The sequence below is a fragment of the Agrobacterium sp. CGMCC 11546 genome (assembly GCF_013365515.1).
Classification (GTDB): domain Bacteria; phylum Pseudomonadota; class Alphaproteobacteria; order Rhizobiales; family Rhizobiaceae; genus Agrobacterium; species Agrobacterium fabrum.
This window is the reverse complement of sequence record NZ_CP047388.1, coordinates 1,844,067-1,856,704: the sequence shown is the minus strand read 5'-3', so window position 1 is coordinate 1,856,704 and position 12,638 is coordinate 1,844,067. Positions and strand designations below refer to the sequence as shown.

Below are 12,638 nucleotides of genomic sequence, written 5' to 3'. Positions count from 1 at the left end.
CTGAAATGCAGACCATATCCGACAACGCGGCCAATGCTATCCAGGAAATTTTCGGTCGCAGCAAGGCGCTGATCGGCATGATCCATTGCCCGGCCTTTCCGGGAGCGCCGCGTTATCGCAACGCGAGCATGGACGCGATCTATGATGCCTGCATGCGCGACGCCGAGCGCCTCATCGAAGGCGGCATGCACGGCCTGATCGTCGAAAACCACGGAGACGTGCCCTTCTCCAAGCCGGATGATATCGGGCCCGAAACGTCAGCCTTCATGAGCGTGGTGACCGACCGCATCGTTCGCGCCGCCGGCGTGCCTGTCGGCATCAACGTGCTGGCCAACGCTCCCATCCCGGCCTTCGCCATCGCCATGGCGGGCGGGGCAAAGTTCATCCGGGTCAACCAATGGACCAATGCCTATGTGGCCAATGAGGGCTTTATGGAAGGGCGCGCGGCCGAGGCGATGCGTTACCGCTCGCTGCTGAGGGCAGAGCATATCAAGGTTTTCGCCGACAGCCACGTCAAGCACGGAGCCCATGCCATCACGGCGGATCGCAGCATCGATGAACTGACGCGCGACCTCGCCTTCTTCGATGCCGACGGCGTCATCGCAACGGGACAGCGCACCGGCAACAGTGCATCCCTAGAGGAGATCGAGGAAATCGGTGCAGCAACACATCTGCCGCTGCTGGTCGGCTCGGGTGTCAATGAAGGCAATATCGTCGAGATCCTCAAACGGACCAGCGGCGTTATCGTCGCTTCCTCACTCAAGGAGGATGGCGTCTGGTGGAACCCGGTCGAACTGGCGCGGGTGCGCTCTTTTGTTGCCGCAGCCCGCCCTGGCCTCGAAGCCTGAAGGGGGAGACAACCATGGTAGAATTTTCGATCAACGGTGAAAGACTGCTGGCAAATCTGGACCGGTTTGCAGCGATCGGAGCAACCGAGAAGGGTGGCGTCAACCGGCAGGCGCTCACTGAACTGGATCGCGAGGCAAGACGGCTGCTGGCGAAACTTGCGATCGACAGAGGATTTTCGGTGTTTCAGGATCCCGTCGCCAATCTCTTCATTCGCCGGAGCGGCCGCGACGAAACACGTGCACCGCTTCTGATCGGCAGCCACCTTGACAGCCAGCCCGCCGGCGGGCGGTTTGACGGCGCACTGGGGACGCTTTCGGCATTCGAGGTTCTCGAAACACTTGAGGATCTGAAGATCGAGACGGAACGTCCGGTCGAGGTCGTCGCCTTCACCAACGAGGAAGGTTGCCGTTTCGCCCCGGGCTGCATGGGATCAATGGCTTTCGCCTCCGGAGCGATACCGCAAGACTGGCAGAAGCTACTTGCCACAGACAACGGAGCCGATTTTGCGGGAGAACTTTCCGCAACCCTGGAAAGCCTGCCGGAAGCCGCGATGCGCGATCTCGGTTTTCCGGTGTTTGCCTATATCGAGGTGCACATCGAGCAGGGCCCTTCCCTTGAGAAACGGGGAGTTCCAATTGGAATAGTGACGGGCATACAGGGCACACGCTGGCTGGAGGTATCGATCACCGGCCAGACCGCTCATGCGGGCACGACGGCACTGATGTATCGACGCGATCCGTTTCACGCGGCGGTTAACGCGCTTGGATCGCTGTTTCCCGCCATGATGCCCTCCGATCCGGCCGCCCGTTTCACAGTGGGGCGAATGGCTTTACAGCCCGCTGCGGTCAACGCCATTCCGCAGACAGCGGTTTTTACCGTCGATATCAGGCACCCCTCTTCCGAAACGCTTGACGCAATGGAAAATAAAATTCGCGCTGTCACCCAGGCGGCTGCGAGGGACCAAAATTGTGACGCGACGATCACACAGATCTTCGACATGCCGCCGGCGAATTTCCCGGAGGATATTCTCGTGACCTTGGATAACGCCGCACAGGATCGGGGTTTGGCAACGCAACGAATGCTATCCGGTGCGTTCCACGACGCCCTCTTCATGAATCGCGTTGCGCCGTCGGCCATGATTTTTGTGCCCTGTCGCGATGGCCTCAGTCACAATGAGGCCGAGTACGTCGAACCCGAACACAGCATGGCGGGATGCAACATGCTTTTGGCCTCAACGCTTCAAGTTCTCCAATAGATCACGCACGGCCATCCCGTTTTGAATGGCGAGCGGTATCAGGCCCGCTAATGTTGCGATACTCTGCCCCTCCGGGCCATTCAAACCACATAACGAGACAGGTATGAGAACCGAAACACACATCTTCGATGCCGGTGATCAAATTCCCAATAACCAGTCATTTCCCGTCATCATCTATCGGCAGGTCAATTCGCAACCGGACACAGCCGCGTTTGAGGCGTTGTTTTCCCGCAACGGCTGGACAGGGATCTGGCGCAACGGCGTATTCGACTACCACCATTACCACAGCGGCGCGCATGAGGTTCTCGGCGTCGGGCGCGGTCAGGCGACATTGCAGATCGGCGGGGCTGACGGACGGACCCTGGAGGTCACTCAGGGAGACTGTCTGATTTTGCCGGCAGGCACCGGTCATATGAGGCTGAAATCCTCCGCGGATTTTCAGGTCGTGGGCGCATATCCGCCCGGGCAGCAGGCTGACATTCAGACCTCAGCACCAACAGAAGAGATGCGCGCGCGAATAAAGTCCCTGCCCAAGCCCGAGACCGATCCAGTAAACGGTGTATCAGGCGGTCTGGTCGAACTGTGGTAACCCGTTGTCTGCCGCCCAATAGATCTCCGCGGGCAAAACGTGTGGTCGGGGCAGCGCCGTGCGTGGGAGCGCGAGACAGCTAGAACTTGCCCAACTGGCGCTCTATCGATTTATGCATGTCCTAAGAAGAGTTCAGGAAGCTCACTTTTTATGGCCTTCACGCGAAATACGGGATCGGCAAAAGCTGCATCATCGCGCTTTCCTCCGGGCCGTGGATTGTTCGGTGATCTAGGGACTATTGGCATTCCGGTTTCGAGCCTCAAGGCTTGTTCGGCTCTGCGGCTCGGGGACGCCTGCCGTTTGAGGATCAGCTGGGCTGGGAGCGCTGAAGGTCAAGCTGATCAAAAAAGGCGGCCCGACCGGTGTCCTTTCGCGCATGGCCTGCTGTACGCGAGGCGCACGCGCCAGACCACTGCCGCGTCACCGGTTTTTGCATTCAGGCCTTCAGAGCCTGAACACCAGGGCGGCCTCACTCATGCATTGCGCACGAGTTGGGCCGGAGAGCCTTCCCACGATGTTCCGGCCGGCAGCGTCTCGCCTTTCATGACCACGGAAAGATCGCCAAGCTGGGCGTCCTCCCCGATTTCGGCATCGTAGAGCACGATGGCATAAGAGCCGATCACGGCGCGGTCACCGACCGTCACGCCGCTCACCTTCATGACGCGGTCTTCAAACAGGTGGGTTTGCAGACCGGAGAATTCATTGAGCGCCACTTCGTCGCCAATTCGCACCAGATCATGTTCGGTAATGTCAGTCGTGTCGATAAAGCAGTCACGGCCGATCTTGCAGCCCAGAAGGCGAAGAAAAAACGCCAGCCAGGGCGTGCCCCGCAGCGGTTGCAGCAGGTTCGGCACCGCCAGGTTTTCATAGGTCGCCGTCACCAGTTCCGTTCGCCAGACAAAGGTGCTCCAGAGCGGCTTTGTCGTCGGTTTATACCGCCCCATCACCAGCCATTTTAGCGCAACGACGGAGAGACCGCAGGCGAGCGCAAAGCCAATGTAGAGGAAGGGGAAAATCACGGCGATCAGCAAGTGGCTGTCGTCATAATCCTGGATATCGCCCACAACAGAGAAAAGCAGGCTGAAAAATGCCAGAAACAATGTCAGCGGCAGGATCACCCGGATGGCCTCGATGGCAAGCCGCATCGCGACAAGGCGCGGCCGCGGATTAAAGCGCGCGCCCTCATCGAACAGGCCGACGGCCTGCCGAACGGGGAGCGAAATCGGCGGGGAACCGAACCAGGTTCCGTCCGGCTGCTCGGCACCGCCATCTGCTGGCGGCTTGGAAAGCACACCGATCAGGACGCCGTCGGCAATGGTTGCACCTGTTGGCAACACGGCCGAGTTGCCGATGAAGGACCGTCGCCCGATCCGGGTATGCGCCAGCTCGATAATGCCCGGCTCATGGCGCGCCGCACCGAAGACAACCGCGTCCGCAATGAAGCTTTCCGGCCCGATATCGACGAGATCGGGCACGATTTTCGCAGCCGTCGAGATTTCGGCGCGCTTGCCGATCCGCACGCCGAGCGCACGATACCAGGGGATGACGTAGAGCGTCGCGTAGATCGGATGAAGCAGCGCCAGCGCCAGATCGGTCACCTGCTGGACGAACCAGAACCGCAGATAGAACCAGCTATGGATCGAATATCGCCCGGCCCGGACCGGCCCGAGGATCAGGCGTTTGGCGGCAACGGTCAAAACACACATCAGGATGATGTAGGTAAGCGCAAGGAACGGAGAAATCAGCAGATAGGAATAACCATCCGTATTCCAGTCGATTTCGATCATCGCGATCAGACCCGGCGCAATCGGCAGGATCGCGACCAGAGGAAGAATGACCGCAGCGATGAACAGTCCGAAGCCAACCAGCAGACGACGCAGAAAGCCCGCCTCCCCGTCCCGCTGGGCGATACGCCCGGTTGCGATGCACTTGGCGGGAGAGCCGCTCCAGCTTTCCCCTGAAGGTATCGACTGGTTCATCGGCAGGGAAGAGAGATCGTCAAGCGCGGCCGCATCACCAATCGCGCTGTTGCGTCCAACCACCGACATGGTGCCGATGAAAGCGCTGTTGCCGATCCTGACCGAGCCGATGCGCAGCAGACCCCGCTCAACCGAACTGGTCGCCAGCATGGCATAATCGCTGACGATGGCGTCATCGCCGATGGTGACGAGATCGGCGGTATCGATGCTGACGGTGCCGATAAAGGCGCGACGTCCGATCCGGGCGCCCAGCAGCCGGTAATAAAAACGGATCATCGGCGTGCCGCTGAGATAAGGCGTGGCGATGATGTCGGAGAGGCGCCGCACCAGCCACCAGCGTAGATAATAGCTGCCCCATAACGGATAATCACCGGGCTTGTAGCGGCCGATGATCAGCCATTTGACGATAATCGCGAACACCATTCCCAATGGCGGAATGAAAACGAAGCTGAGGCCGCCGAGAAGCAGGGCCGAGACACGACCGAAATCTTCGACCAGATAGGTATAGGCGAGGTAGGGGAAGAACCATTGCAATCCCGCCACCGCATAGATCGGTACCAGAGCAATCGTCTGGAGCGCCCAGCACAGGCGTTTCTGGAATTCGCTGACGCGGTGAAAAGGTTCCAGCACCGCCGTATCTGCCATCACGCGGTCACGCAGCCGTTCGGCAAGCCGCCGGATCGTGGGTGCGGCATAGAGATCCTGAATGGAAACGCCGGAAAGGCCCGACGATTTGCGGATTGCCGAGGCAAGACGGGCAGCCTTCAGCGAATGGCCACCGAGATCCTCGAACAGATCGTCTTCCACCGAAACCTTCTGCGGTGCGAAAGCCTCCGACCAGATGGCATGGAGCTGGATTTCAAGCGGCGTTTCGGGCGCGACCGTTTCCCGATCCGTGACGGCAACGACGACCGGCCGCTGCAGCGCCTTTCGATCCACCTTGCCGGAGGCCGGCAGGGTCGGCAGGGCATCCAGCACCTGATAGGCGACCGGCCGCATATAGTTAGGCAGACGATCATTCACCCGTTTCCGGGCGGCTTCCATGTCGATTGCGGCACTGCCGCGTGCAACAAGGAATGCGGCCAGCAGTTCCGATCCGTCATTATCACGGAAAAGATGGACGACGGCCTGCGCAACCGACGCATCTTCGGCAATGACCGCTTCGATTTCCGCGAGTTCGACGCGAAAACCGCGGATTTTCACCTGCGTATCGATACGCCCCATGAACTCGATGTCGCCGACCGCATCAAGACGCACGAGGTCCCCAGAGCGATAAATCCGGGCAGGAAGCCCGTCCGGGCCATGAAACGGCGTGTTGACGAACTTGTCCGCGGTGAGATCGGGACGGTTCACATAACCGCCGCTGAGACCGGGGCCGCCGATGACAAGTTCACCTTCAGCGCCGGCAGCGACCGGCCAAAGTTTTTCGTCGACGATCCAGGCCGTATATCCCGGCAGGGGCCGACCGATGGTGACACGCCGGCCGGGCTGCACCTCGGTCCAGGTGGCCGTCACAGTCGTCTCGGTCGGTCCATAGGTGTTGAGAATCCGAAGCCCCGGTCGCGCCCAGCGCTCGACGAGATCAGGCGGACATGCCTCTCCGCCCAGGTTGACGATGCGGAGCGTGGGTATTTCCGCCTCAACGAGGGTGAAGAGCGACGGCACCACATGCCAGACGGTAACGCTTTCAGCCGCCAGAGTGATACCCACATCAGGCCCCGCCTTATGCAGCGCCTCAGTGGCGACAAGCAGCTCCGCACCGGCGGAAAAAGCACTCCACATCGTCTCGATCGACATATCGAAGGCGATGCTGAAGCCGCCGAAAACCCTGTCGCTTTCTTCAATGGCGAGGATCGCGCCTTCAGACCGCAGGAAATGGCACGCGCTGCGGTGGGAAATCATCACACCCTTCGGCCGGCCGGTCGTTCCCGATGTGTAGATGATATAGGCGAGGTCATCGGGAGACGCGCCGCTTTCGGCGCGGGTGATCGGCACGGCATCCTGGGCGGCCAGATCACCAAGGGTCTCGTTGACCACAAGCGTTGTTACCCGCATGCCGCCGGCCCGTTCCGCATCCGTAACGATGAGGGTGGCACCGCTATCCTCGGCAATGAAATCGATCCGATCCTGCGGATAGCTCCAGTCAACCGGCACATAACAGGCGCCGGCCCAGAGGGTGCCGAGGATGGCCATATATTGATCAAGGCCGCGCGGCAGGCAGATGACGACGCGATCCCCCCGCTGAACCCCCATCGCGCGAAGCTGGCGGGCAAACCGGGTGGCACGCTCGGCCAGCTGCGCGTAACTGAGCTGGGTGCGGCGGCTGTTTTCGGGATCGTGGCCAAGCAGCCTGACGGCGCATTTGGCCTGAAATCGTTTGGCTGTCTGCTCGAATATTTCGTGCAGCATCTCGTCGCGGGCGTAAGGCTCATCCTCTCGGACTGGAAGCGACGGAGCAATCGGCGCGAATACTGTAGGTTCCAACTGCCTTTCGGCGGTCACATTGCGATCCATAGGGGCACCAGGCATGTAAAAGTAATGCCGCTATACACGATTTGGAATTGCGCCGAAAGGAGGGGCAATCAGGCACCGGGAGCTGTCATTTTGCGGTGACGCGGGACTAGCTCGGCGGCCATTCACGGCGGACGGGCCGGCCTCTCCGAATTCGGATCGGCGAGACGAGCACCATGCCCTCAGGTTGCCAGAGCAAGATCGATAGCCGCCTCGCAATGAATGAGCGTGGTATCGAAGACGGGGACCGAAACATTGTTTTGATTGAGTAGCATACCGACTTCGGTACAGCCGAGAATCATGCAATCGGCGCCCGCATCGACCAGTCGACGGGCGACATCTTCATAGGTCGAACGGCTTTCATCCCGGATAATTTCCTTGCAGAGTTCGTCGTAGATGATGCGGTGCACCGTCCTGCGGTCATCAGCGTCTGGAAGGACGGGGTGGAGCGACGCCGCAACCAGCCTGTCCTTGTAGAAGCTCTGCTCCATGGTGAAGGCAGTTGCTATCAGGCCCGGCCGGCTGAGCCCTGCGCTTAATATACGATCAGCGGTAGCGTCAGCGATATGCAGCAGTGGAATATCGACACCCTCCATCATGTCCCGGGCGAGCTTGTGCATCGTATTGGTCGCAAGCAGGATGAAGTCCGCGCCGCCCCGCTGCAACGCCTTTGCTTCGGCGTTCAATATGGCTGCGGCGGCATCCCATTCGCCGCGCGCCTGCAATGTCTCGATCTTCGCAAAATCAAGCGAGCGGATCAAAAGCTCGGGGGAATGAAGGCCGCCAAGGCGATCACGGGTGATCTCGCAGAGCTTGCGATAATAGATCTGCGTCGATGCGGCCGACATGCCGCCGAGAATTCCGATAGTTTTCATCTGCTGATCATCAATGCGTTTAGGTGGAATAGGAGACGGACGCCCGGTTGAACTGTCGCAACATTCTGGCACAGGCCGAGTGCGGGTCTCAAGCCCACATATCAAAGCAACCGAGCAGCCATGGCTCACCGTGACCTTTCGTCATCCCACAAGACGCGAAGTGCCCCGAACATTGTGCTGTGCGGGGCCACCTGATGACCTTAAATCAAATCCGCGCACCACCCGTCGCGTCAATCATCTGCCCGGTCGTCCAGCGGGCATCATCAGAAGCGAGGAACGTGATGACATCAGCGATGTCCTCGGCGCGGCCGATCCGTGAGAAGACCGACAGGGCTTCGGCACCGGCACGCGCTTCAGGCGCTGCCAGCCATCCGGCGTTCATGTCGGTTTCAGTCACGCCCGGAAGCACCGAATTAACAGTAATTCCGCGCCGGCCAAATTCCGGCGCAAGCGCCAGCGTCAATGTTTCAAGCGCCCCCTTGGAGGCGGCATAGGCCGGATGGGTCGGTGCCGCGATGCGGGTGAAACCGGTCGAGATATTGATGATACGGCCATTGTCACGGAGATGATCGGCGACGGCCTGGATCAGGAAGAAGGGGGCCTTGAAGTTGATCGTCATCAACTCGTCAAACGCAGCCTCGGTCATGTCTTTCAACGGTGTCGCCGGCGCGATGCCCGCATTATTGACGAGAATGTCGAGCGATGGCGTGCCGGTGAAAGCGATGGACGCTTGCTTGAACTGATCCCACAGGTTGTCTGTTGCCGCTTTCCCATCGCGTAGATCGGCCTTGAGGGCGATCGCCTTCGAGCCGAGGGCTTCGATCTCGCGGATCGTCGCCTGCGCGGCATCGGGGTTTGCGCCATAATGGACGCCGATAAGACCTGCGCCCTCCTTGGCAAATGCCAGGGCGGCGGCACGGCCGATGCCCCTTGAACTTCCCGTTATGAGGGCGACTTTGTTCGACAGTTTCTGAGACATGGATCTCTCCGTTGCGATTTAACTAGCGATCGATATAATAAAAGCCGAACATGATCTGTCAACATTTTTATAGTGATCGATATAATAATGACTGAAACGACGCGAAAACGCGGCAGGCCGCGCCTGCTCGATCGGAATACCGGGCTCGACATCGCGGCCCAGCTGTTCTGGGAGCGGGGATATGAGGGAACTTCGGTAGCGGATCTCACCCATGCGATGGGGATCACGCCGCCATCTCTTTATGCGACCTTCGGTTCGAAGGAAGAACTGTTCCGGCAGGCGCTCGATCATCATATCGCGCAACAAAGCGAACGCCGTGCCGGACTATTGCAGGCGAAAATACCGGCCCACGAGGCGCTCGCCGCGTACCTTTACGATATTGCCGAAGGCGACACCCAGCCGGACAAGCCGCGCGGATGCATCGTTTCGACCGCCGTTCTCCAGCATTCGGAAGAAAACGCCTCCGTCGCCCGCGCCACGGCAGCATTGCGCGAGGGGGCGATACAGATTCTCAAGGCGCGGTTCAATCGCGCCATCCATGACGGTGAGCTACCGGAACAAACCGATACGGACACCCTTGCGCGCTTTTATGGCGCAATTATTCAGGGCATGTCTGCCCAGGCTTGCGACGGTGCATGTACGGAGACATTAAAGGCCGTCGTCGACGTGGCGCTGATGGCGTGGCCGGGAAAGCACCGCATCGGCAGCCGACCGAGCGGCCTCAACAAGTGATCCTTGTTGAGGCCTCGTTTCACATGGCTGCTAGTGATCCCCAATAGTCCTGATTACGCGCCCATGCTTTCCATACCTATCGCCTGGGCTGCTCAGCGTCACCTGCCCTGCGCCGGTCTGCCGAGACCCAAAAGGTGGTAAAACGCAATCGCGCCGATTGTCGCCGTGCCGATGCCATCCAGCGTGAAACCGGCGACATTGAGCTTGAAATTGCCGGCGCCCAGAACCAGAGCGATGCCCACGGTGATGAGGTTGCGCGGTTCGGAGAAATCGACCTTGTTTTCCACCCAGATGCGCCCTGCGGTCGCCGCGATCAGGCCGAAGACCACAACCGACAGGCCGCCGATGACGGGTCCCGGTATCGTCTGGATGAGGGCGCCGAATTTCGGTGAGAAGCCGAGAATGATGGCAACCAGTGCTGCGACGATGAAGACGAGCGTCGAGAAGATACGGGTAATCGCCATCACGCCCATGTTTTCGGCATAGGTCGTCATGCCGGTTCCGCCGAAGGCGCCGGAAAAGATCGTCGCGATGCCGTCACCGATAAAGGCGCGGCCGAGATAAGGATCGAGATTACGGCCGGTCATCGCGCCGATCGCCTTGATATGCCCGAGATTTTCCGCCACCAGAATGACGACGACCGGGGCGATCAGGGCAATCGCCGGTGCGGAAAACACCGGCGTGGTGAAGGCCGGCAATCCGAACCAGGCTGCGGCCGCAACACCTGCAAAATCAACGGGCTTGCCGAGACCGAAACCGTTTGCGAGCACGAGATAGGCGAGATAGGCAATCGCGCCGCCGAGAAGAATGGGCAGCCGACGCGTCATGCCGGGCGCATAGACCGCGATCGCACCGACCGACGTCACCGTCAAAATCGCAATCCAGCGCGACATCTGGTCGCCATCGGGATTACCCGGCCCGGTGCCGGAGGCGCTTGCGATCGCGATGGGTGCCAGCACGAGACCGATTGCGGCGACGATCGCGCCGGTCAGAACCGGCGGCATCAGCTTTTCGATCCAGTTATGGCCGACAATCATGACGATGACGCCAATCAGCGCATAAAGCACGCCGGCCGCAATGATACCGCCGAGTGCCAGCGCGATATCAGGGCTGGCCGCACCCGCAGCCGCCCCCGTTGCCACCAGCACGGGACCGATAAAAGCGAAGGACGAGCCGAGATAGCTCGGCACACGCCCACCGACGGCGATGAAGAAGATCAGCGTCGAGATGCCTGAAAACAGGATGGAGACGTTGGGATCGAAACCCATGATGAGCGGCGCCAGCACTGTAGAACCGAACATGGCCACGACATGCTGCAGGCCAAGCACGGCGGTCTGCCCGGCGGGCAGCCGCTCATCCGGCATGATGCGCCCTTCGGTTTTCAGCCGCCAGCGAGGAAAATAACCACCGGTATCGCTCATCGTCGTCCCCCCAGGAAATGCCCGGCATGCATCTTCCGGGCTTTCCCATCCCGGTTCATCGCCGTGCAAAAAAATCTGCTCTTTGTGATTTGCGCCCGTCGCCCGAGACCGAATCGGTTGCCGGCGCATCTTTTCCCGGTTAGCACGATTGCCCGCCGCTGTCATCGGGATTGGATTATTTCCCACCGTTACGCGTTTTGGCGCAGGAGCAATCAGCTCCCGCGCCGGGATAAAAACATCAAACGGCGGACAGGGTTATTGCGCCTTTTCGAGCGCCGTCAAAATCTCATAGGCCGCAGAGACGCGTTCCTCATTGGGATAGTTTTTATTGGCCAGAATGACGATGCCCAATTTCTCCTTCGGTATGAACGCCACATAAGCGCCGAAACCATTGGTGGAGCCGGTCTTGTTGATGAAAACGTCTTCGCGCGGTTTCATCGGCGGAGATATTTCGGAGACCGGCACGGTCTTCAGAAGCGCACCGCCGTTCAGCTCCCTCAGTGTCTTCAGGGGAGCCGGGTGTGTATATTGCTCCCAGACCATGTCCTGCGTCATGGCGCCGACGCTGAAATATCCCGTATGGGTGTTGGTGATCGCCTGCTGGATTTTTCCGTCCAGTTGTTCGAGACCCATATTGGCATTGACGAAGCGGATCATGTCCTCCGCCGTCGATTTGACGCCATAGGCCTCCGAAGAAAGGACGCCCGGTGTTACGCGAGCCGGTTCGCCGGTTCTTTTATAACCCTGCGCATAATCATCCATCTTCGCCTTCGGCACCACGGTGAAGGTGTTCTTCAGCCCAAGCGCCGGGAAAAGCGTGTCCTGCATGGCACCGTCGAAACCCTGGCCCATCGCCTTTGCAGTGATATAGCCGAGCATGCCGATGCTGGGATTGGCATAACTTCTGTGGGTGCCGGCCTTGTATGTGGGCTTCCAGGCCTTGAGATAGGCCATCAGCTGCTGTTCCGTCTTGACGTCGTCAGGCACCTGAATGGGAAAGCCGCCAGCGGTGTGGGTGCCGAGATGCATCAGCGCGACATCGCCGAAGGGTTTTCCCTTCATGGACGGAAGATACTCGCTGACCTTGCCCGACAGTGACAGCTGGCCATTCAGCTCCGCATAGGTGCTGAGGGTGACCGTGAAGGTCTTGGAGATGGAGCCGAGTTCGAACAGCGTCTGCGGGGTGACGGGCTTTTCCGTGCTCTTGGACAGAACGCCATAGGTGAAGATGTGGTTTTCGCCGTTGATGCTGATACCGACGGCCAGACCCGGAATGCCGTTTTTCTCCATGACGGGCTTGATTGCAGCATCCGTTATCGCCTTCAGCCTCGCATCGTCAGCGGCAGAAGCCTGCGTGACCAGGCCCGTCGAGACCAAAGCGGCCAGTGCGATATGTCTGCGATTAAATTTCATCTTTCGTGTTCTCCAAAACCTAAGGTGGATTGTCG

At 59.7% G+C, this 12,638-nt stretch carries 9 protein-coding genes; 4 read left to right on the top strand and 5 right to left on the bottom strand.

Features of this window, described 5'->3' with window-relative positions; all coding sequences use genetic code 11:
• Positions 1-5 precede the first annotated feature (5 nt).
• The 3 genes from GSF67_RS23030 (at position 6) to GSF67_RS23020 (ending at position 2,693) form a co-directional block, all read left to right on the top strand.
• On the top strand, positions 6-848 hold the full coding sequence (locus GSF67_RS23030) for a BtpA/SgcQ family protein (RefSeq protein ID WP_006311950.1): 843 nt from the start codon (positions 6-8) through the stop codon (positions 846-848).
• A gap of 14 nt (positions 849-862) precedes the next feature.
• Positions 863-2,104 carry a Zn-dependent hydrolase gene (locus GSF67_RS23025; protein ID WP_006311949.1) on the top strand — a complete coding sequence of 414 codons (1,242 nt, stop codon included), beginning with the start codon at positions 863-865 and terminating at the stop codon, positions 2,102-2,104.
• Between the two features lie 103 nt (positions 2,105-2,207).
• Complete coding sequence (locus GSF67_RS23020; protein ID WP_006311948.1) at positions 2,208-2,693, top strand: cupin domain-containing protein; 486 nt, start codon at positions 2,208-2,210, stop codon at positions 2,691-2,693.
• 473 nt (positions 2,694-3,166) lie between these two features.
• Here the strand turns inward: GSF67_RS23020 and GSF67_RS23015 are convergent, their stop codons facing one another.
• The 3 genes from GSF67_RS23015 to GSF67_RS23005 form a co-directional block, all read right to left on the bottom strand.
• A complete protein-coding gene (locus GSF67_RS23015; RefSeq protein WP_244399797.1) occupies positions 3,167-7,156 on the bottom strand; it encodes a Pls/PosA family non-ribosomal peptide synthetase in 3,990 nt (1,329 codons plus the stop codon).
• A 209-nt stretch (positions 7,157-7,365) separates the two neighbouring features.
• The gene (locus tag GSF67_RS23010) at positions 7,366-8,058 is read right to left on the bottom strand and encodes an aspartate/glutamate racemase family protein (RefSeq protein WP_006311945.1); all 693 of its coding nucleotides are present in this window, start codon (positions 8,056-8,058) and stop codon (positions 7,366-7,368) included.
• A 205-nt stretch (positions 8,059-8,263) separates the two neighbouring features.
• Positions 8,264-9,037 carry an SDR family NAD(P)-dependent oxidoreductase gene (locus GSF67_RS23005; RefSeq protein ID WP_006311944.1) on the bottom strand — a complete coding sequence of 258 codons (774 nt, stop codon included), beginning with the start codon at positions 9,035-9,037 and terminating at the stop codon, positions 8,264-8,266.
• Positions 9,038-9,124: 87 nt separating this feature from the next.
• Here GSF67_RS23005 and GSF67_RS23000 point away from each other — a divergent pair, with 87 nt between their 5' ends.
• A complete protein-coding gene (locus GSF67_RS23000) occupies positions 9,125-9,769 on the top strand; it encodes a TetR/AcrR family transcriptional regulator (RefSeq protein ID WP_176072087.1) in 645 nt (214 codons plus the stop codon).
• A gap of 98 nt (positions 9,770-9,867) precedes the next feature.
• On the opposite strand, the gene GSF67_RS22995 is transcribed toward GSF67_RS23000, so the two are convergent.
• Both GSF67_RS22995 and ampC read right to left on the bottom strand, forming a co-directional pair.
• Positions 9,868-11,190 (bottom strand): solute carrier family 23 protein, encoded by a 1,323-nt coding sequence (locus tag GSF67_RS22995; protein WP_006311942.1) that lies wholly within the window; start codon positions 11,188-11,190, stop codon positions 9,868-9,870.
• A 255-nt stretch (positions 11,191-11,445) separates the two neighbouring features.
• Positions 11,446-12,603 carry a class C beta-lactamase gene (gene ampC / locus GSF67_RS22990; RefSeq protein ID WP_006311938.1) on the bottom strand — a complete coding sequence of 386 codons (1,158 nt, stop codon included), beginning with the start codon at positions 12,601-12,603 and terminating at the stop codon, positions 11,446-11,448.
• Positions 12,604-12,638: the final 35 nt, after the last annotated feature.

Bases quoted from the DNA above. Each gene is read 5' to 3' on its own strand.
- GSF67_RS23030 (WP_006311950.1), top strand. From the start codon at position 6: ATGCAGACCATATCCGACAACGCGGCCAATGCTATCCAGGAAATTTTC.
- GSF67_RS23025 (WP_006311949.1), top strand. From the start codon at position 863: ATGGTAGAATTTTCGATCAACGGTGAAAGACTGCTGGCAAATCTGGAC.
- GSF67_RS23020 (WP_006311948.1), top strand. From the start codon at position 2,208: ATGAGAACCGAAACACACATCTTCGATGCCGGTGATCAAATTCCCAAT.
- GSF67_RS23010 (WP_006311945.1), bottom strand. From the start codon at position 8,058: ATGAAAACTATCGGAATTCTCGGCGGCATGTCGGCCGCATCGACGCAG.
- GSF67_RS23005 (WP_006311944.1), bottom strand. From the start codon at position 9,037: ATGTCTCAGAAACTGTCGAACAAAGTCGCCCTCATAACGGGAAGTTCA.
- GSF67_RS23000 (WP_176072087.1), top strand. From the start codon at position 9,125: ATGACTGAAACGACGCGAAAACGCGGCAGGCCGCGCCTGCTCGATCGG.
- GSF67_RS22995 (WP_006311942.1), bottom strand. From the start codon at position 11,190: ATGAGCGATACCGGTGGTTATTTTCCTCGCTGGCGGCTGAAAACCGAA.
- ampC (WP_006311938.1), bottom strand. From the start codon at position 12,603: ATGAAATTTAATCGCAGACATATCGCACTGGCCGCTTTGGTCTCGACG.